The following is an 18,509-nucleotide window of genomic DNA, read 5'->3' on the forward strand; positions in this document are numbered from 1 at the left end:
GGGGGCGTACCGGCGGAGGCAGCCGGAGGGGACGGTGCTGTACGAGGCGGTGAGGGAGAACCTTGCCACGCTGCTGGCGGAGGCGAGCGACGTGGGGCGCGGCCTGCCCCGGTACGTGGAGCGGGACTTCGCCAGCTACCTGGAGTGCGGCGTGCTGGTGCACGGATTCGCGCGGGTGCGCTGCGAGAGTTGTAAGGACGAACTGCTCGTCGCCTTCTCGTGCAAGGGGCGAGGGGTGTGTCCCTCCTGCAACGCGAAGCGGGCGCAGGTGACAGCGGTGCACGTGGTGGAGCGGGTGCTGCCGCACGTGCCCTACCGTCAGTCGGCGTTGTCCTTGCCGCACCGGGTGCGATGGGGACTGCTGAAGGAGAAGGGGCTGCTCTCGGGCGTCCTCACCCTTTTCCTGCGAGCGGTGTTTGCCCTGCAACGTCGCAGGGCACGGGGGCAGGGCGTGCGCGGTGGACAGACCGGGGCCGTCTCTTTTCTCCAGATTTTCGGCTCGGCCTTGCAAGTAACCCCTCACGACCATGCGCTGGTGCCGGAAGGCGTCTTCGTTCCGGGGGAGGGCGGCGTGCACTTCGAAGCGTTGCCGCCGCCCCCGCAAGGTGAGGTGGAGCGGCTGCTGAAGGTGGTGCGTCACCGGGTGCTGCGCCTGCTGGAGAAGAGAGGGGCCCTGCCCGCGCAAGGGCCTGAGGACGCGCTGCAGGCGTACCAGGAGCACTCCCTGCAGCAACGGCTGCGCTGGACGGAGGTGGACGTCCGGCCCCCTCCCAACAAGCAGCCGCGATGCGCCTTGCTGGAGGGTTTCTCCCTGCACGCCAACACGCACCTGCATGCCAACGACAGGCAGGGAGAAGCGACCGCTGCCGGACGGCACCACGCACCTCCTCTTCACCGGGTTGGAGTTGCTGCGTCGCCTGGCTTCCCTGGTGCCTGGTGCCTCGGGCAAACCTCACGAGGTTCCACGGCGTCTTCGCTCCAGTCGCCAAACTGCGGCCATTTCTGGTCCTCAAGCAGGTGCGGAGGAGGCGAGCACGGGGCTTGAGGCAGCGGCCAGGAAGGAGCGGATGAAGGAGAGGACACCGCGAGTGGATTTTCGCCGAGCGGCTCAGACGGCGACTTATGGTCGCTCTCTGTTGTACGGTCGGCGCGCCTCGTTGATCAACTCCCGCCGCTTCCACCACCTGACAGCGCGCGGCCGGAAGGTGAAGACCGTCCGCGTAGAGGAAGACGACCCATGACCGGAGCACCCGCCCCCTCCGCGCCTGCCGCTGGTGCAACCCCGAACGCCCCGGCGCCCGAGCTGCAGATCGTCGGCGCAGTGTATGGTCTGGTAAACGTGACGAGCGCGGTCATCGCCGCGGTGAACCGCAACACAACACCGCAGTCGCTCTCGATCGACGCCACGAACGAAAATTTCGGGGACACATGGCCGACCGTTACAAAGTCGCTTACCGTCGCCTACCGGTACAGCAGCACCGGCCCGGTCTCGGTCGCCGTCGTGAAAGAGAACGCCACGCTGACCATCGGCGCGGCAGAGTTCGAGGCGTACCGCGCGCGCCCGGCGGTGGATGACCCCGGTCCCCTGCTGCAGGTGCTGGCGGCGACGTACGGCCCGAGCGACGTGACCGCGACGGTTCGCACGCTCGTCGACGCCGCCACGCAGTCCCTGAGCCTGACCGCGAACAACGCTACGTTGGGCGACACCTGGCCGAACGTCACCAAGGCCCTGGTAATCGTCGCCGGCTATAGCGACTACGCACCGTTCATCGACGTCGTCCAGGAGAACGCCACGTACTTCGTCACGTATCGCCCGCCGCTCCGCGTGCTGAGCGCGTTCTGGGGACTGAGCGACGTCACGTCCATCGCGCAGGACAAGGTCCGCCGCCGCACGCTCAACGTGGTAGCGAACGAAGATGTCTTTGGGACGCCGGAGGGGCCCTCGGCACCGGAAACCGCGACACTGAGCCTCGCCTACCAGTACGGCGACGAGCAGCCGAAGTTCCTCGTCGTTCCCGCAGGCGATGCGGTGGTCGTCGACTACAGCTACAGCGCTCAACGGCCGCCGTACCGGCCGCCGCCTGACCCGCTCACGCTGACCGTCCTCGGAGCTGCGTACGGCAAGGCGGACGTGACCGCGCAGGTCCGCGCGCTCGTCAAGGCCAACGCCCTGCAGATCACGCCCAACAACGCGCTGTTCGTCGATAGCTGGCCGAACGTCCCCAAGACGTTCGCGATGACGTACGCGTGGGGACCGGACGTTCCGGTGGGGCGGGTGGTGGAGGAAGGCACGCAGTTCACCGTCAGCGCGACCCTCCCCGCCGTCGAGCCCTCGCAGCTCATCTCTCTGGCCGGCCTGTTCAGCGACGGCGACGAGGTGGCCGTCCAGACGTGCACCGGGAGCTTCTGGGCGGTCGACACGACTTCGGGCCAGGTCCTCGCGAACGCGTTGGTCTCCGGGCCCACGACGCAGTTCACGACCCACCCGGTCACAGGGAACCCGAGCCAGATGACGCTGACCGACCCGGGTGGCACCCCGGTCGTGCTCAAAGCGGACGGCACGCTGTACGTAGCGCCGGGCACCCCGGCCGTCTTCGTCGCCTCGTTGACTACGAACGGCACGGCGGCGCTCAGCGTCGTCGGCGCGACCTCGATGTTCGCCGCGGTCGGTCCGGGAAAGGCGATCGTCGCAGCGGGAAGCGACCTGCTGACGCTGCCCTCGACCTTCACGCTCCTCATGAACCCGACGCAGCAGGGGCGCGAGAGCCACCTGCGGGCGCTCGCGCTCCAGGACAAGGTGGGCGACTTCCCGCCTGAGCTGTGGCAGCTGTGGCCGATTGTCTATGACTTCACCTTCGGGTGGTTCTTGGCGCTCGGGCTCGGTCCGCTCCTGATCAGCCAAGAGGCGGCGCGCACAGGAGTGATGAGCCTGCTCATGGAGAACAAGAATGTCAGGGCGGTGATCGAGGCCGTCATCCTCATTGCCAAGCTGAATCCCGAGGCCAGCATCACCGCGGCGCTACTCTCTGTGCTACTGGTCATCGCGCAGGAGGGCCTCACGTGGCAGCTGTTCCGCCTCATGCTTGACGTCGGCTGGTTCGCTCTGCCGATGGTCATCGTCCAACTCGTCGAGTGGTTCGCGCCGGGCGGTCAGGCGGCCAAGGCAGCGCAGATCGCCGTCTCGTTCGCTGGCTGGGCGTACACGACGACGACCGACGTTCTGACATACATCAACTCGGGCGCGGTGCCGGGCGAGGGCGGGATCCCAGCCTCGGTTGTGCCGGCACCTGCCTGGTCTGGAGGGTGAACGGTGCCCACCTGGTCGGCGTCATGGGGCGCCAGCGGGGAGAGCGCCAACGGCCCAAGCCCCGCCGCCCCTTCGACCCCAAGACGGGCAAGGGCGGCGCGCTGGAGCTCTCCCTGCGCTACCAGGGCCTGGACATGGATGACGACGCGTTCCCCGTCTTCGCGGACCCGACCCGCTCCGTGAGCCGGGCCCGGGGTTTCGGTGTCGCCACGCTGATTGCCTTCAACCGCCGCGTGCGCTTCGCGTTGAACTACCACCGCACGGACTACGTGGGCGGGGCCCTGGACGGTGACAGGGAAGCAGAGAACGTCGTGCTGTCCCGGTTCCAGGTCGCGTTCTGATTTGGTGGTCGTTCCCCTGTTGTGTTGTTTCGCGTGCGGTCCCTCAATTTTTAGCGAGGAGTACGGTCAGGCTTCATCGTCCGGCAGGAGCGTCCGAAGAAACTCGTCATCGGGACCGAGCGGACGCCAACCGGCCGGAGGCGGATTGGCCAGGAGTGCGCCGCTAGCACTCCTTACACGCTCCACCAGGGGTTCTGGGGTGTATGCCGACCATTGGCCGAGTGCTATCGCGACCTCCAGGCGGGCATCATCATTCAGCACATCTGGCCAGCCGTTGGGGAGGACATCCGACAGTTCGCGAACAAGCTGTCCGCGAGCCAATCGAGTGAGCTTCTTGCCGCGCTCAGCCTCAGCGACCAACCCTTTGAACACCTGGACGCCGGCAATGTCGTCCGGGCCAAGTTCCTCTGCAAGAGCGACGAGTGACGCCGTGGGGCGATCTTCAGCAAAGGCGGTGACCGAGTCGTACCCCCGCTCACGGATGCGCTCATACAGGCGGGCGATCCAATTCCCCTGCCACGAGCGTCCATCGGTCATCGGCTTCTCCCGGGAGTGAAGTTCATTGGGATATCGTAGGCCTTCATATTCTTGCCGACGATCTTGAGGATCGCATCTCGCGTCAACGGCCTCCCGGCGCTGGCCTCGGCAACTTGGAGCGCGCGCATGATCCTTCTGTTCCACTCGTCGGGCCACATGCGCCCCAGCTTCCAGTCTCCCCCTCCGTGAATCGCCTCGTGGTGGGCCTGCTCCAGGCGGACACAGAACTGGTCGATGTCCATGTCGCCCTTGAAGCCGCGCTGCTCGAACCACTCGCGGTGCTCCTTCGGCAGGACGTGGTGCTTGGGGGCATCGGACATGCCCGCCCCTGCCTTTCCCGTGACGTGCATGCCGCGCACCTCGGGACTGTCCCCCAGCGCCTCTCGCACGCCCTCGGGCAAGTCCTGATGCGCCTGCGCCATCGTGACCTGTCCGCCCTGAATGAGAACAGCCGCGCCGACGGCAGGCACGGAGATGACGCCCGCCTGCACCAGCCTTCGCATCATTTCCACCCACTCGGCGGAGACCACCAGCCGCGAGCCCACCATGACGCCGCCTGAACTCATTGCCAGTCCCACGCCGAGCGCCGCAGGGGCCGAGGGCGGCACGCGTGGCAGGGCCATCTTCATCGTGGAGATCATCGTGACCATCTCCACCGCTTGCATCGCCGCGATGACCTGCCCGCCAAGCTTCAGGGTCTCGCGGGTCTCCCGTTGGAGTGTGTCGAATTCACGCGTCAGCTTCCCCATCAGCTCGGGCATCGCGGTTGTCGCCGCCTCCACCCGCTCCGGGTCCAGTGAGGCAAGGTCCGTCAGCGTGGGCTCCATCAGCCCCTGCACGCGATACAGGTCCGCGAAGAGCTTCTCGGCACTGCACATAGGGCAGTTGCGAAGTACGGCGTCCGCGAGGTGCAGGAAGTCCACCCAGGTGGCCAGCAGGAGCGTTCCGAATTGGGCCGCCTGGAGCTTCGGCCCCGTCATGCGAAGCAGGCCCAGCTCCATGTCCGTGTCGCCAACTTCCGAGGCCACTTCCGTCAACGCGGTGGCGCTCCCAAGCGCGCCATGAAGCCACGTTACCTGCTTGGAGCCCTGGTCGAGGTAGCGCGTGAAGACGCCGGTGAGACTCCAGCCCCAGGGGTCCGGAGGACGGGCCGCCAGCTTGGTGAACGCGGCCTCGACGCGGGTCACGGAGCCCTTCACGTCTTTCGTCGCGTCGAGGACTGCCTGCCGCGTCAATGCATTGCTCCGGACCCCGCCCCCGACAGTTCCGCCTCCCACGGCGGTCACGTCGTCACGCGGCTGCTGGCGGCGCAGGAGCCGTTGCTCGGGCCCAGCAAGCGCGCGCGGGAGGAAATTCTGGGCGCGCGGGGGCTCATCGTTCGGAGCTTCCACCCACGCGGGCGAGGAGTCCTCTCGCGGTGCATAGCTCAAGCTTTGGCCTCGCCCATGCGCTTGCGGCACAGAGGCGCATCCCGTGGCCAGTAGCACCAGGGCCAGCAAGAGGGCATCAGCGCGCATTGTCCACCCCCAAGCCCACCGAGGCGAAAGCCCCCGGCCGCAGCGTCCCCTCCGGCGTGGGGAAGAGCAGCGTGCCGCCCGTCCCCATCGCGTAGAGTTTCCCGCCCAGCAATCGCCAGCGGGCTTCGGCGGCCCCCAGGTAGCGCGCCCCGGGCCGCACCATGCCCACTCCGAGCCCCTTCAACGCCACTTCGAGGCTGCGCGCGAAGAGCTGCACCGCCACGCGCCCGTCCACGTCGATGCGGCCCCAGTTGAAGGCCTCCACCCCCAGCGACAGCTTCAGGTGCTTGGAGAGGCCGCCGTAGCGGACCGCGTCCCAGCCCACCTCCGCCTCGCCATAGGCGGAAGTCCCGTCCGGGAAGAGGGCCTCCGCCAGTGGCACGCCCTCCGGCCCCGCCGCGTGGAAGCGCGCCAGCTCGTAGTCCGGGCCGAAGTATCCCTGTCGGAAGCCACCATGCTGCCTGCGCACCTCCAACCGCAGCCGCATGTCCAGCGTGGGTGTCACCGCATCCGCGCCCGCACCCACCACCGCACCCCATGCGCCGCTCGCACCGGGCCGTCCGCCCCAACCGGCAAGCAGGTGGGCCTCGAAGCCCGGCCGCACCACCACCACGGCGGTTGCGTCCAGGTGCGCCAGCGTCACCGGAGGCGCGCGACCTCCGGCCTCCCCCCAGTCATGCACCGCCGACAGCGCCAGCGTGTACCGGCCCTGCGCGCGGGGCTGGCCGAAGAGGACGTGCTCCAGGTCCAGCGCGACTTCCGCCCCCATGAGTCGCGCGCCCAGTACGTCCGAGGCGAACGCCTGCGTATAGAGGGGCCCCAGCGTGCCCGTGAGGAAGCCGCCCACTGGGTGGTAGTCGGGATTGCTTCGGTTGGAGTAGCGCCGCACGAGGTGCGCGGACAGCAGGCTGTAGGACTCCAGCGCGCCGAACCAGACGCCCACGGGCGCGTCGTTCGAGCCCAGCTTGAGGCCGCGCACCACCTGCCCGAAGTCAGAGAGGCTGTCCCAGTCCTCGCGTCGCACGAAGCCCGCGGCCCCACCACCGCCCCAGAGGCGCAACCGCACGGGTGTGCCCAGGTTGAGGCCGAAGTCCTCGCCTCCGTCGAGAATGAGGGTCGGCTCCACCTGGAGGAAGCCCTCGTCCGTGCCGATGCCCGTGCGCGGCAGGAAGGACAACGTCGTCGCCTCCATGCGCAGCAGGTTGCGCCAGGCCTCGTCCCGTGGGCGCCGTTCCTCCTCCACCGGTGGCACCTCCGGGACGTCCTCGGCCCATGCGGCGACCGGCAACAGCAGCCACAGCCAGACAGCCCCACTTCGCGTCATTCGCATCCACGCCCCCTGGGATTGACTCCTCCGAGGAGAGCAAAGGACACACGGCTGACATTCAGCCCGGCCCCCGCAGGCCCCGCGCCGCTATCCAGGGGTGAAGGGAAGGAGGGCCGGCCGCATCGGGCCCGCGACGGCTAATGGCGCGTCATTCGCAGGGCGCCCGGTCCCGGCTCTGTCGTCGTCTCGTCCGCGCTGCGCAGCGGGTGCGGCTCCGTGCGGATGGCGTCCTGACTCAGCAACGGAAAGGCTGGGACGATGCCACCCTCGTCCTCCAGCAGATTCAGTTCCTCCATGGCCTCGCCGCCTTCAAAGAGGGCGGTCTCTACCTCCTTCACCGCATACGCCGCGCTGTACGGCCCCAGCCGCACGAGCTGCCCGCGCAACTCCAACTCCAGCGCCGCCGCTGTCGGGTAGCGAGACGCCGGCTCCCGGCACAGCAGCCGGAGGAAGACGGAGCGCAGCGAGGTGGACAGCCCGAACGCGGTTTCCTTCACGTCCTTGCCGCTGAACACCATGGCGCGCTGGACGGTGTCCTCCACGAAGGGTGGCAGGTGCATGTCCATCGTCGTGGCCAGTGCCGCGAGCCCGCGTTGGCTCTGCTCCCGCGAGAGCCAGTGGCGAGGAGTACGGGACTCGAACCCGTATCCCCGCGCACCGCCGTCAGCCCCCCTTGTGCTGCCAGCCCTTGATCTTCGCGTACAGGGAGCTGCGGGAGATGCCCAGCTTCGCCGCCGCGCGCTCCACGTGGCCGCCCTCGCGTGCCAGCACGCGCTCGATGTGGCGGTGCTCCAGCTGCTCCAGCGTGAGGTCCTCGCCCAGCGGCTCCTCCGCGGGCAGCAGGGACTCGAAGCGCAGGGCGCTGCGCGACAGGCGGGAGGTGCCGGACAGCAGCACCGCGCGCTCCAGCACGTTGCGCAGCTCGCGGATGTTGCCCGGCCAGCCGTAGGCCATCAGCGCGCGCTCCGCGTCGGGCTCCAGCTCCACCTGGCCCCGGCCCCGGTGCGCGCCCATCTCCGCGAGGAAGTGGCGCGCGAGCACCGGCACGTCCTCCGCGCGCTCTCGCAGGGGCGGCACGTGGAGGATGAGCGTGCTGATGCGGAAGTACAGGTCGCTGCGGAAGCGCTTCTCGCGCGCGGCCACCTGCAGGTCCTGGTGCGTGGCCGCGACGAGCCGCACGTCCACGCGCCGGTCCTTCACGTCGCCCAGGCGCCGGAAGCGCTTCTCCTCCAGCACCTTGAGCAGCTTGGGCTGGACGGCCACGTCCATGTCGCCAATCTCATCCAGGAACAGCGTGCCCCGGTCCGCCACCTCCAGCAGGCCCTGCTTCGCGGCCACCGCGCCGGTGAAGGCGCCCTTCTCGTGGCCGAACAGCTCTGAGTCCAGCAGGTCCTTGGACAGCGCCGCGCAGTTCAGGTCCACGAAGGGGGCCTCCTTGCGCGGCCCGCCTTCATGCAGCCAGCGCGCGAGCACGCTCTTGCCACTGCCCGTCTCGCCCGTGACGAGCACCGGGCTGTCGCTGTCGCGCACGCGCTCCGCCTCGTCACGCAGCGCTCGGATGGCGGGGCTGTTCCCCAGGAAGGGGTCCACCTGGGTGCGCGCCGTGCGCGAGCGGTCCGCCAGCAGCCGCTGCCGCTCGCGCCGCTGGGCCACGAGCCGCTCCAGCACCACCTTGAGGACCGCCAGCTCCAGCGGCTTGGTGAGGAACTGCTCGGCGCCTTCCTTCACGGCCTGCACCGCCAGCTCGATGGAGCCGTGCCCGGTCAGCACCACCAGGGGCACCGCCGCGTCCAGCTCCTTGAGCCGGGGCAGCAGCTCCAGCGCGGTGCCGTCCGGCAGCCGGTAGTCGATGACCGCCACGTCGGGCCGGTGCGTGCGGAAGCCCTCCTGGGCCTCCGCCACGCTGGTGGCTTCGTCCACGTCGAAGCCGTGCTGCGTGAGGTAGCCCTTCATGCCCAGCCGGACGCCGGGCTCGTCGTCCACGAGCAGGATGCGGGTACGCGTCATGATACCTGTGACTTCGGAAGGAGCCCGGCGATCACAACCGGGGGGAGGGCGGGCAACAGGATGGTCACCTCGGCGCCTCCCTGGGGATGGTTGGACAGACGGATGCGCCCCTGGTGCTCCTCCAGGATGCGCTGGACGATGGACAGCCCCAGGCCGGTGCCTCCCCGGCGCTTGCTGAAGAAGGGCTCGAAGACGTGGGGCAGGTCCTCGCTCTTGAAGCCGGGCCCTCCATCGTGGACGGTGCAGCGCACCCACGGGCGGCCCGCCTCCTCCACGGCCTCCGCCGTCACGTGGACGGTGGCGCCCTGGGGCGAGTGCTGCACGGCGTTCTCCACCACGTTGCGGAAGACGTGGAACAGGCGGCGCGCGTCCATGCGCACCGGTGGCAGCGCGTCCGACAGCTCGCGCGTGAGCTTCACGGAGGCCTTGTCGCCGGACAGCGCGCAGGCGGACAGGGCCTCGGCGACCACCGGGCCCACGGCGCCGTCCGTCCACTCGCCCCGGGTGGGACGGCCGTACTCGAACAGCTCCTGGGTGAGGTGGGTGAGGCGGCGCACCTCGCCGCGCAGCACGTCCAGGTAGGGCTTCAGCTCTGGCTGGGCGCCGTAGGTGGCCTCCACCGCGTCCACGACGGCGGAGATGGAGAAGAGGGGGTTGCGCACCTCGTGGGCCACGCCCGCGACGATGGCGCCCATGGCGGCCATTGTTTCACCGCGCCGCACGTGGGCCTGCAGCTCCAGCAGCCGGGTGATCTCCGTGGCCACCAGGATGATGCGGGGCTCTCCACTGGCCTGCTCATCCACCCAGGCGGCCGCCAGCTCCCAGGTGCGTCCGGACTCCGCGTCGTGCACCTGGCGGCTGGCGCTGCCGTGCGTCGCGCGCAGCTCCTCCACCAGCGGTCCCGCGCTGGACCAGGGCGGCGCCCCGTCGGTCGCGGACAACGGCTGGCCGGACGGGTCCGCCTCCCGGAAGAGCACGCGGGCGGCGTCGTTGAGCCGGTGGATGATGCCGTCCGCCGTCAGCACCAGCAGCGGCGAGGACACCGCGTCGAAGGTGCGGCGCCACTCCGTCGCGGAGCGGCGGAAGCTGTCGTTCAGCCGCTGGCGCAGGTCGTCCGCGAGGCGCCGGTCGGTGATGTCGGTGACAACGCAGCCCAGGTGCACGCCGCCCCGGTCGTCCAGGCCGGAGGCCGCGGCGCGGCTGCGCACCCAGCGCAGGCGCCCGTCCGCGCAGATGATGCGGTGCTCGATCTCCACCTCCGTGCTCGGGGCCAGGGCCAGGGACTCGATGCACTCGCGGTAGCGCGTGCGGTCCTCCGGGTGGATCATCTCCGACCATAGCGGGGAGGGCGTGCCCTGCGGGCCGCTGCCGGTGAAGGCGCTGGCCGGGTAGCCGGTGGTGCGCTCGATGACGGGCGTGCAGTAGAAGTCACGCAACACGCCGTCCCGCAGCTTCCCACCCCACAGGTAGTCCGGCAGCGACCGGGTGAGCACGTCCAGGCGCCCCTCGTGCTCCTGGAGCGACGCCTCCGCGCGCATCCGCTCCGTGACCTCCGACAGGGCCGCGATGACGCCCAGCACCGCGCCGCCCGCGCCGCGCACGCGCGAATAGCTCCCGAACCAGAAGCGCGTCTCGCCAGGGGCCGCGGGCGTCTCCACCTGGAGGCTGAGGTCCTGCAGGGGCGCGTCCGACTCCAGCGCACGGGCGAGCCGGGGCGCCAGCGCGGTGCCCAGCGCGGGCAGCACCTCCGAGACGTGGCGGCCCAGGTGCGCCTCCGCGGGCAGGCCATTCATCGCGGCGAGCGCGGCGTTGACGTGCACGTACTTCAGGTCGCGGTCATAGAACGCGAAGCCCACCGGGGTGATGGTCATGACCGCGTCGCGCAGCGCCCGCGCGTCGTCCACCTGTTCGCGCAGCCGGGTGCCCTCGTGCTCGCTCCGGGCCAGGGCGCGCAGCGCGGCCGCGGCGCCCACCGCCGCCAGCACGAACGCGCTCACCGCCAGCACGGCGATGCGAGGCCCCGGGGCCAGGCTTCCGCTCCACGCCCCCACCACGGCCATGAACACCGCGCACGCGGCGGCGACGGCGGTGATCCGGAGGAGCGGGGAAGGAGAGGGCGAGGACATGGCGCGCGGGAAGCGCGCCTTACTTTAGGGGTCCTCGCATCGACACGCGAACCCCGCCAACGCAGGCGTTGGACGAAGGTCCAGGGAAGCCCTCCCTCCCGGTGAACAAGGTGGAACGCCCGGTGCGCGGGACCTGTGGAAACCCCCGAGCCGCGCGGACGCGTGCAATCTCAGACAGCAGGCCCCGCGATGATGTCCGGCGGTCCCGGACGGTTGGGATCATGCGCGGGTGGGTCCTGGATGCCCGGCTTCACCTCGGGGTCCTGCAGGGGCGGAGGCGGTTCCCGGCGCCGGGGCTCGCCCGGCGGTGGATCCTTCTCCGGGACGGACGGCCGGGGCGGTTCGATCTCAGGCGTGGGCTTCGGCTCCGGCTCCTTCACCGGCTTCTCGGGCGGGGTCGTCTGTGGATTCGTCGGCATGGACCTCCACACTGCGCACGCCGTCCTCCCAGGGAACCGCCGCTGCCTCCTCGTCGTCGGCGGGTGCGTGGTTTTCGACAGGTGTCCCGGCGTCCCGGCGGCGGGCGTGGGCCCAGACCTCCACCACGGGCTCGATGCGCGGGGTGAGCTGGAGCATGGAGCTGGGGAAGCAGCGCGCCGGCAGTTGGGCGAAGAGCTGGCGCACGTGCTCCGCCTCCCGCGCGCTGGCCACGGCGACGTGCGGCCGGACGATGAGGTCGGTGAAGTGGGCGGCCTGCTCCGGGCTTCCGCTCACCAGCCGGGCCGTCGCGCAGCTCTGGTAGAAGAGCACTCCCACGCCCGCCTCCCGTGCCCCGTCCAGGAACGCGTGCAGCGTGCGCCCCTCCACCGCGCCCACCAGCAGCGCCTCCGGGTCCCACCGCCCATCCCCGGGGCCGCTGTCCTGGCCGTTCAACGGACGACCAATCGGTACGGGGGGCGCATGGTCGCTCGTCAGCACCGCGCCCCTTTCTCCCTGCCAGTAGAGGCGCGTTTCGTACTCGGTGATGGAAGCGGAGGTCATCAGGCATGTCCTCGGTAGGGGCCTGTGCAATGCGCTTTCAACACCCATGCCGCGGCAATGCTTCTCATCCCTCTGGCACCTGCCCTCGGGTACGAGTCCCCCCAGGTAGGGCGGTGATCGCGGGGCCACACGCGCCCTGGCCCGGGATGCGGCCGCCCTGCAACAGCCCTTTTGGACGATTTCGCCCCCGCCGTTCCTGCTCCACATCCAGCACCGCAATGCCTGACATGGGGGGACGGCATGGGTGTGATTCGACGCGGTGGGGAAGGGTGTTCGTTGATTGTATGGCTTTGCGAGGGCTTCCAGGGCCGTACGGCCGCTTGAACCATGTCCATGCAAGAACGAGGTGAGGCACCGATGGCCGAAGCGTATGCAAGTCAGCTCATCCAGGCCCCCGCGGACGTGGTCTGGGACCGGGTGGGAGGCTTTGACAATCTTCCGCGCTGGCACCCGGGCGTCGTCTCCAGCGAGCGGGTGACGCGTCCCGAGGCCGGTCCCGGGCCCCTGCGCCGGCTCACCACGCGCGACGGCGAGGTGTACCTGGAGGCGCGGCTGGAGCACGACCCGCACGCGCGCAGCTATGCGTACACGCTGCTGGAGAGCCCGCTGCCCGTGCGCGACCACCTGGCGAAGCTGCGGGTGACGCCGGTGACGGCGACCGGGCAGACCTTCGTGGAGTGGTCCGCGACGTTCAATCTGACGCCCGGCCACGAGGGCGAGGCGGCGGCGCTGTGTCAGTGGATCCGCGAGGAGTTCTTCGCGCGGGGCCTGCGGGGGCTGGCGCACACCTTCCTGCCGCCTCCGCCCCGGGTGTCGGCGCCGGAGCTGGAGTGGCGGCGCTGACGGGCGCTCACAGCCGCTGGAGGAAGCGCAACAGGTCCTGCTTCTGCGCCGGGGTGAGGGACTCCGGCGGCCCACCTGGGAACTCGGGCGGGTGCAGCGGCAGGCCCACCGTGGGGATGCCCGGGAGGATGAAGCGGCTGTAGGTGTCCACCGTGTCCGCGAGCGTGGCGTGGCTGTTGTCGTGGAAGTACGGCGCGGACCGGGCGATGCCGCGCAGGGAAGGCACGTCGAAGGCCTCGAACTCCGCGGGGTCGCCGCTGATCAGCGCGCGGCCGGGGTCGGTGGAGTACCACTGGGCCGCGAGCGCGGGGCCCACGATGGGCGCGCCGTTCTCATCCAGGGCGGGGTTGATGTCATCCGGGTGGCCGCTCGCGGTGACGGGGATGGGGGGCAGGTCGGTGACGGGGTGCTGGCGCGTGCCGTCCGTGTAGAAGCGGAAGCGGTACTGGGGGAAGTCGACGGACGTGTTGAAGAGGGGCACGACGCCGCGCTGTCCCAGGTAGGTCATGAACGCGTAGCCGGCGTTGAGGAACTCGCTGTGGGGGCGGGGCACGCGGACGGGTTCGGGCCGGCCGCCGGGCGTGACGGTGTACTGGATGTTGCCGTCGGGTTTGAGGGCGTAGAAGAGGGCGTCGTGCGTGGCTCGGTTCACGACGCGGTTGCGGGTGCGGTCGCCGTGGCAGGCCTCGCAGGCCAGGTTGTAGACGTCGCGTCCACGCCGTTCGGAGGCGTCGAGCAGGAGCAGGGCGTCCGGATCCGGGATGGCGCTCAGGGGCCAGCCCTGTTCCAACAGCTCCGACACGAAGCGGGCGCGGGGGGAGCTGAACACGGTGCGCTCGAACGCGGCGATGCGCTGGAGCACGGGGAGCGGCACGGTCCCGCCCTGGCTGTGGCTGGTGACGGCGCTCTGGGCCTGGGTGACGAGGTCGGTCTCGCGGCCGTCGAACTGGAAGGGGCCGGAGAAGCCGGTGTCGGCGATGCTCGGCACGGCGCGCCAGACGGACACCTTGCGGTCCGGGGCGGTGATGACGTTCCCCTGCACGTCGATGACGTCCATGTTCGCGGGAAGGGGGAGCACCACGCGCACCAGTCCCTTCTTGAGGTGCTCGTAGGTGGGCACGGCGGCGGTGGGGTCATCCGCGTCGATGCGGTTGAACAGCGGATCCGCGGGGTTCCGGGCCCAGAGCGCCTCCACGTGCGCGGGCGTGAGCGCGGTGTTGTCCGAAAGCACGTGGCACGTCGCGCAGGAGCGCCCGTTGGTGCCGGGAAGGGCCTCCTGGAAGTGTTTCTTGCCGGCGGCCGCCTGCGCTGGGGACACCAGCTCCGCCTCGGATGTCGCGAGTTCCCCGGTGGACTCCACGGGCGCGACGGCGTCAGTGCAGCCAGCGAGCCCGGCGAGCACGAAGGCCCCCACGGTGCGCGCGATGAGTCGATGCCCTGCCATGTGTTCCCCTCCAGTTGGCTGCGATGGCAGGGAAACACCGCGGGCCCCTCTTCGTGTCACCCCGAAGAAGAGCGCCATGCCCTGGGGTCGGTCTCATCCGTTGCGCGGCGGGCGGTGAGGCCGGGATGCCGTCGAGCAGCGGACGAGGTGCCGCCAGCATCGCGGCTGGGCGTCGCACGTCCAGGCACATGCTTCCGGGGGCCTGCTGAACCTCACGGCCGGGAGAGCCCATGCCCGTCATCCAATGGCTGGTGTTGTTCCTGCTGTCCTGCGGCCTTGGATGTGGGGCCGCGATCATCTCCAGCGAGTGCAACCAGTCAGACAGCACCGTCTCATGTTGCCTGAAGCGGCATCCAGGGCAGTACGAGGGCTGCGGAGCGGACACGCCCGCCCCGAGGATGCTGGGGGCACGCGGAGCCCGCATCGACAGCAAGACACTCTGGAAGCAGGGACGGATCCGTCTCGATGTGGAGAACCCAGCGCCCGGAGTTCGCCCCGGGCAGCTCCACTTCCAGGACGCGCAGACGGGTGCGAAGTACTTGTACGATCCCGCCTCCAGGAGTTTCGCGAACGCTCCCCGCTGGGTAAACGAATTGCTCAAGACGGACGCGAAGTTTGCCTCGTCCGTGGAGAAGGGGCTGTACTACCTGGGAGAGGTGCCACCTTGAGGACCAACGCGTTGATGCGGGCCTATCTGCGCAACGCGCGGGTACATGAAGTCATGGCTCGTCCGCTCACGCCCAGGATGCAGGCGCTGCTCGATGAAGGAGTCGTCGAGGACCATGGCTTCTGGGTGCTTCGGCGCGCGGCGACGAAGAGCGCCCCACTCATTCATCCCGACTTCCAGGACGCGACCGGCTACGAGTGCTTCGCGAACAAGATCCACGTTGCTGACTTCGTGGGCTCGTTCGAGGAGGACCCGTGGGCCCGCCGGCTGCGCCTCAAGGACCAGGTGGGTTACGGTCTGCGACTCGCCTGGGCGTTGCAGCGGGTGCTCCCAGGGGATCGGCGGTTCGTGCTCATCCTCGGATGCAGCAACGCGTGCACCTTGCGCTTTCATCTGGAACGGACGGGAGAGCATTGGCTCACGGCGGACCTGGAAGGCTACCGTCGAGATGCCCTCCTGGAGTTGAGCAACCACGATGACCTTCGCGGCTGGGCCGTGCTGCCCTCCTGAGGCGCCGGCTCTGTTACGCCACAGGGGCCTCGAATGGTTCGACCCGGACGTTTTGCCGCCGTCCCGGCTTGGAACGGTGTGAATCCGCCTTCGCTCCGGGCACGCTGCCGCTGATACCTGGAGCGAAGGGGACCATGGACATCATCCGCAACGACAAGCAGGGCGCGAAGGTGAAGCTCGAGCGCATCTCCACGTCGCCGCCGAAGAAGGCGGACCGGGAAGAGGCGAAGGCGGAGTTCGAGGCGCTGGGCGAGGAACTGTTCGACCTGCAGGACCTGCTGTGGGGCGCGAAGATGAACTCCGTCCTCATCGTCCTGCAGGGGCGCGACACCGCTGGCAAGGACGGCACCATCAAGCACGTGGTGGGCAGCCTCAACCCGCGCGGCGTGAGCGTCACCTCCTTCGGCGTGCCCAGCACCGAGGAGCAGGAGCACGACTTCCTCTGGCGCGTGCACCGCGAGGCTCCGCGCAAGGGCGAGTTCTCCATCTTCAATCGCTCGCACTACGAGGACGTCCTCGTGGCGCGGGTGAACAACTTGGTCCCCAAGCCGCTCTGGAAGGCGCGCTATCAGCACATCCGCGACTTCGAGACCCTGCTCGTGGAGCACGGCACCGTCATCCTCAAGTTCTTCCTCCACATCAGCAAGGAGGAGCAGGAGCAGCGGCTGCTGGCGCGCGAACAGGAGCCGCGCAAGGCCTGGAAGATCTCGGCGGGCGACTGGGAGGACCGCAAGCACTGGGCGGACTACACGCAGGCCTACGAGGACGTCTTCGCGCAGACGTCCACCGAGCAGGCGCCCTGGCACCTGGTGCCCTCGGACGCCAAGTGGTACCGCAACCTGGTGGTGGCCCGCGCCGTGGCGGAGGCCCTGCGCCCCTACCGCGAACAGTGGCAGGAGCGGCTGGACGAGGTCGGCAAGCACAAGAAGGCCGAGCTGCGCGCCTGGCGCAAGAAGCGCTGAGGCACGGCCTTGCGCGTCATGGATGACGCGCGAGCACACGCCGCGCGTCGTGGGAACCGCTGACCCGGCCGTGACATGGGGATGGGACAACACGGTCGGTCATCCGTCCCGGTGTGTCGCCGGGCGGTCACCCCCGGAGCCCTGTCGACATGGAACGAACCGCGTCGCCGTCGAGCAAGGACCTCATCGCCCGCACGCGCCCCTTCGCGGCCCAGGACACCGCGCGCTCCGTCGGGGCGCTGCTCTCCACCTACGCCGCGCTCGCGGGCGCGGTGGCGCTGGCGGTGGCCGCGCCCTGGTGGCCCCTGCGCATCGTGGGCGGGCTCATCGAAGCGCTGGTGCTCATCCGCTGCTTCATCCTCTTCCACGACGCGATGCACGGCGCGCTGCTGCCGAAGTCGCGGTGGGCGAAGGTCCTCTTCCAGGTGCAGGGGCTGCTCACGCTCACTCCCGCGCGCATCTGGAATGACACGCACAACCACCACCACGCCAACACCGCGCGCATCGCCGCGGACTCGGCGGGCACCTTCGTCACCTGGACCACGGAGCAGTGGCGCAAGGCCACGGGCGCGCAGCGCCTGGGCTACGTGGTGGAGCGCCACCCGGTGACGTTGATGCTCGGCTACTTCACCGCGTTCCTCTACAGCCTGTGCCTCCAGCCGTTCGTGAAGAACCCGAAGCGCTACTGGACCTCCGGGCTCGCGCTGGGCGTGCACGTGGCGCTGTCCGCGGCCGTCTGGCATTTCCTCGGCCTGGGCGTCTACCTCTGCGCCTTCCTGGGGCCGCTGGTCGTCGCGTACGCGCTGGGCACGTACCTGTTCTACGCGCAGCACAACTTCGACGACGTGGCCATCCTGCCGGAGGCCGCGTGGAACCACGCGGACGCGGCGCTGGAGGCCAGCAGCTACATGCGCTTCGGGCCGGTGATGGAGTGGTTCACGGGCAACATCGGCTACCACCACGTGCACCACCTCAACCCGCGCATCCCGTTCTACCGGCTGCCGGAGGCGATGGCGGCCATCCCGGAGCTCCAGGGGCCGCACGTCACCACGCTCACGCTGAAGGACATCGTGGGCTGCCTGCGGCTGAACCTGTGGGATCCGTCGCTCAAGCGGATGGTGCGCTACCGCGACGCGCGGCTTGTCCACGGCGCCTGAGGACCGCGGCCCGGCGGGTCCGTTCGAGACCCGCCCGAGGAACCCACCGGGCCGGGGTCTCAAGGCTCCAGCAGCACCTGCAGCGCCTTGGCGTGTGCCTCCTCCTCGGTGAGGAGCTCCTCCAGCAGCCGCCCCGTGGTGGGGTCGCGCTCCGCGAAGTAGGGGATCAGCTCGCGGTACGTCTCGATGGCGACGCGCTCCGCCGCCAGGTTCTCGCGGAGCAGCTCCACCAGCGTCCGCCCCTCTTCGTCCTGGGTGTCACCGCTGGACATGAGTCCTCCAAGGTTGAAATCCGGCCGGCCGCCCAGCTGCTGGATGCGCTCGGCGAGCCTCAGCGCGTGGTCCTGCTGCTCACGCGCGTGCCGGCCGAACGCGGCCTTCACCGCCTCCGAACCGGGGCCTGCCGCGCACAAGGCGTGGCGTGTGTAGCGCCGCACGCAGACGACCGTGGTCGCGAGCGCGGCGTTGAGCAGCGTGAGTCCAATCTTCAGCTCGCCCCCGGCGGTGTCCGTGCGGGCCCCCGCCGCCAGTTGCTCGCGCGCATGGCGGTGGAGCTCCTGGAGGTCGGTGACGAACGGCTGCGGACGCGTGTCGGCCATGGCGGTGCCTCCGGGCGGCTGGGTGTCGGGAAGCTGGGCGGCCCCGGCCACGCCGCCCATCCCTCCTGCCCCCGCGTGCCGGGAACACCGCGCCTGTCCGTCCCACCCCGCGGCCCTGGGCTTCCAGTGTCCCCGGAGCCGATTCCCGCCGGCGACGCTTGCTTCCATGCCCTGCGCGGGCAGG

18 protein-coding genes are annotated in these 18,509 nt (G+C 69.8%); 8 read left to right on the forward strand and 10 right to left on the reverse strand.

Going from position 1 to position 18,509, the window contains the following annotated elements:
• The 3 genes from D7W79_RS46170 to D7W79_RS02265 form a co-directional block, all read left to right on the forward strand.
• A partial coding sequence (locus tag D7W79_RS46170) for a transposase zinc-binding domain-containing protein (RefSeq protein ID WP_208729617.1) occupies window positions 1–1,045 on the forward strand: 1,045 nt, incomplete at its 5' end.
• A 192-nt stretch (window positions 1,046–1,237) separates the two neighbouring features.
• Window positions 1,238–3,307 carry a hypothetical protein gene (locus D7W79_RS02260; RefSeq protein WP_120523675.1) on the forward strand — a complete coding sequence of 690 codons (2,070 nt, stop codon included), beginning with the start codon at window positions 1,238–1,240 and terminating at the stop codon, window positions 3,305–3,307.
• Complete coding sequence (locus tag D7W79_RS02265) at window positions 3,304–3,648, forward strand: putative porin (RefSeq protein WP_244221557.1); 345 nt, start codon at window positions 3,304–3,306, stop codon at window positions 3,646–3,648. The genes D7W79_RS02260 and D7W79_RS02265 overlap by 4 nt, the downstream gene beginning before the upstream one ends.
• A gap of 66 nt (window positions 3,649–3,714) precedes the next feature.
• Here D7W79_RS02265 and D7W79_RS02270 read toward each other — a convergent pair whose 3' ends face one another.
• The 8 genes from D7W79_RS02270 to D7W79_RS02305 form a co-directional block, all read right to left on the reverse strand.
• Entirely contained in the window at window positions 3,715–4,185 is a 471-nt protein-coding gene (locus D7W79_RS02270) for an NUDIX hydrolase (protein WP_120523676.1), read from the reverse strand.
• On the reverse strand, window positions 4,182–5,372 hold the full coding sequence (locus D7W79_RS02275; RefSeq protein ID WP_338078761.1) for a DUF2380 domain-containing protein: 1,191 nt from the start codon (window positions 5,370–5,372) through the stop codon (window positions 4,182–4,184). The genes D7W79_RS02270 and D7W79_RS02275 overlap by 4 nt, the downstream gene beginning before the upstream one ends.
• A 319-nt stretch (window positions 5,373–5,691) precedes the next feature.
• A complete protein-coding gene (locus D7W79_RS02280) occupies window positions 5,692–7,032 on the reverse strand; it encodes a hypothetical protein (RefSeq protein ID WP_120523678.1) in 1,341 nt (446 codons plus the stop codon).
• 134 nt (window positions 7,033–7,166) lie between these two features.
• Window positions 7,167–7,589 (reverse strand): serine/threonine-protein kinase, encoded by a 423-nt coding sequence (locus D7W79_RS02285; RefSeq protein ID WP_147441771.1) that lies wholly within the window; start codon window positions 7,587–7,589, stop codon window positions 7,167–7,169.
• Between the two features lie 103 nt (window positions 7,590–7,692).
• Window positions 7,693–9,036: a sigma-54-dependent transcriptional regulator gene (locus tag D7W79_RS02290; RefSeq protein WP_120523680.1), complete on the reverse strand. Its 1,344-nt coding sequence runs from the start codon at window positions 9,034–9,036 to the stop codon at window positions 7,693–7,695.
• Complete coding sequence (locus D7W79_RS02295; RefSeq protein ID WP_120523681.1) at window positions 9,033–11,162, reverse strand: PAS domain-containing sensor histidine kinase; 2,130 nt, start codon at window positions 11,160–11,162, stop codon at window positions 9,033–9,035. Before D7W79_RS02295 ends, D7W79_RS02290 begins: the two co-directional genes overlap by 4 nt.
• Before the next feature lie 170 nt (window positions 11,163–11,332).
• Complete coding sequence (locus D7W79_RS02300; protein WP_120523682.1) at window positions 11,333–11,581, reverse strand: hypothetical protein; 249 nt, start codon at window positions 11,579–11,581, stop codon at window positions 11,333–11,335.
• On the reverse strand, window positions 11,511–12,143 hold the full coding sequence (locus tag D7W79_RS02305; RefSeq protein ID WP_120523683.1) for an OsmC family protein: 633 nt from the start codon (window positions 12,141–12,143) through the stop codon (window positions 11,511–11,513). Before D7W79_RS02305 ends, D7W79_RS02300 begins: the two co-directional genes overlap by 71 nt.
• Before the next feature lie 357 nt (window positions 12,144–12,500).
• Here D7W79_RS02305 and D7W79_RS02310 point away from each other — a divergent pair, with 357 nt between their 5' ends.
• Window positions 12,501–12,986, forward strand: a complete 486-nt coding sequence (locus D7W79_RS02310) for an SRPBCC family protein (RefSeq protein WP_158616866.1) — start codon at window positions 12,501–12,503, stop codon at window positions 12,984–12,986.
• A gap of 7 nt (window positions 12,987–12,993) precedes the next feature.
• Here D7W79_RS02310 and D7W79_RS02315 read toward each other — a convergent pair whose 3' ends face one another.
• Window positions 12,994–14,430, reverse strand: a complete 1,437-nt coding sequence (locus D7W79_RS02315) for a cytochrome-c peroxidase (RefSeq protein WP_120523685.1) — start codon at window positions 14,428–14,430, stop codon at window positions 12,994–12,996.
• 230 nt (window positions 14,431–14,660) lie between these two features.
• Between D7W79_RS02315 and D7W79_RS02320 the strand changes: the two genes are divergently transcribed.
• From D7W79_RS02320 to D7W79_RS02335, 4 genes are all read left to right on the forward strand, one after another.
• Window positions 14,661–15,098, forward strand: coding sequence for a hypothetical protein (locus D7W79_RS02320; protein ID WP_120523686.1), 438 nt, complete (start codon window positions 14,661–14,663; stop codon window positions 15,096–15,098).
• Entirely contained in the window at window positions 15,095–15,607 is a 513-nt protein-coding gene (locus tag D7W79_RS02325; RefSeq protein WP_147441772.1) for a PM0498 family protein, read from the forward strand. The genes D7W79_RS02320 and D7W79_RS02325 overlap by 4 nt, the downstream gene beginning before the upstream one ends.
• 134 nt (window positions 15,608–15,741) lie before the next feature.
• Complete coding sequence (locus D7W79_RS02330) at window positions 15,742–16,569, forward strand: PPK2 family polyphosphate kinase (protein ID WP_120523688.1); 828 nt, start codon at window positions 15,742–15,744, stop codon at window positions 16,567–16,569.
• Window positions 16,570–16,718: 149 nt separating this feature from the next.
• Window positions 16,719–17,726 carry a fatty acid desaturase family protein gene (locus D7W79_RS02335; protein WP_120523689.1) on the forward strand — a complete coding sequence of 336 codons (1,008 nt, stop codon included), beginning with the start codon at window positions 16,719–16,721 and terminating at the stop codon, window positions 17,724–17,726.
• Between the two features lie 59 nt (window positions 17,727–17,785).
• On the opposite strand, the gene D7W79_RS02340 is transcribed toward D7W79_RS02335, so the two are convergent.
• On the reverse strand, window positions 17,786–18,325 hold the full coding sequence (locus D7W79_RS02340) for a ferritin-like domain-containing protein (protein WP_120523718.1): 540 nt from the start codon (window positions 18,323–18,325) through the stop codon (window positions 17,786–17,788).
• Between the last annotated feature and the right edge of the window lie 184 nt (window positions 18,326–18,509).

The sequence above is a fragment of the Corallococcus exercitus genome (genome assembly GCF_003611585.1).
In the GTDB taxonomy this organism is placed as follows: Bacteria; Myxococcota; Myxococcia; order Myxococcales; family Myxococcaceae; genus Corallococcus; species Corallococcus exercitus.

Bases quoted from the DNA above. Each gene is read 5' to 3' on its own strand.
- D7W79_RS02260 (WP_120523675.1), top strand. From the start codon at position 1,238: ATGACCGGAGCACCCGCCCCCTCCGCGCCTGCCGCTGGTGCAACCCCG.
- D7W79_RS02270 (WP_120523676.1), bottom strand. From the start codon at position 4,185: ATGACCGATGGACGCTCGTGGCAGGGGAATTGGATCGCCCGCCTGTAT.
- D7W79_RS02280 (WP_120523678.1), bottom strand. From the start codon at position 7,032: ATGCGAATGACGCGAAGTGGGGCTGTCTGGCTGTGGCTGCTGTTGCCG.
- D7W79_RS02285 (WP_147441771.1), bottom strand. From the start codon at position 7,589: ATGCACCTGCCACCCTTCGTGGAGGACACCGTCCAGCGCGCCATGGTG.
- D7W79_RS02290 (WP_120523680.1), bottom strand. From the start codon at position 9,036: ATGACGCGTACCCGCATCCTGCTCGTGGACGACGAGCCCGGCGTCCGG.
- D7W79_RS02295 (WP_120523681.1), bottom strand. From the start codon at position 11,162: ATGTCCTCGCCCTCTCCTTCCCCGCTCCTCCGGATCACCGCCGTCGCC.
- D7W79_RS02300 (WP_120523682.1), bottom strand. From the start codon at position 11,581: ATGCCGACGAATCCACAGACGACCCCGCCCGAGAAGCCGGTGAAGGAG.
- D7W79_RS02305 (WP_120523683.1), bottom strand. From the start codon at position 12,143: ATGACCTCCGCTTCCATCACCGAGTACGAAACGCGCCTCTACTGGCAG.
- D7W79_RS02310 (WP_158616866.1), top strand. From the start codon at position 12,501: ATGGCCGAAGCGTATGCAAGTCAGCTCATCCAGGCCCCCGCGGACGTG.
- D7W79_RS02315 (WP_120523685.1), bottom strand. From the start codon at position 14,430: ATGGCAGGGCATCGACTCATCGCGCGCACCGTGGGGGCCTTCGTGCTC.
- D7W79_RS02320 (WP_120523686.1), top strand. From the start codon at position 14,661: ATGCCCGTCATCCAATGGCTGGTGTTGTTCCTGCTGTCCTGCGGCCTT.
- D7W79_RS02330 (WP_120523688.1), top strand. From the start codon at position 15,742: ATGGACATCATCCGCAACGACAAGCAGGGCGCGAAGGTGAAGCTCGAG.
- D7W79_RS02335 (WP_120523689.1), top strand. From the start codon at position 16,719: ATGGAACGAACCGCGTCGCCGTCGAGCAAGGACCTCATCGCCCGCACG.
- D7W79_RS02340 (WP_120523718.1), bottom strand. From the start codon at position 18,325: ATGGCCGACACGCGTCCGCAGCCGTTCGTCACCGACCTCCAGGAGCTC.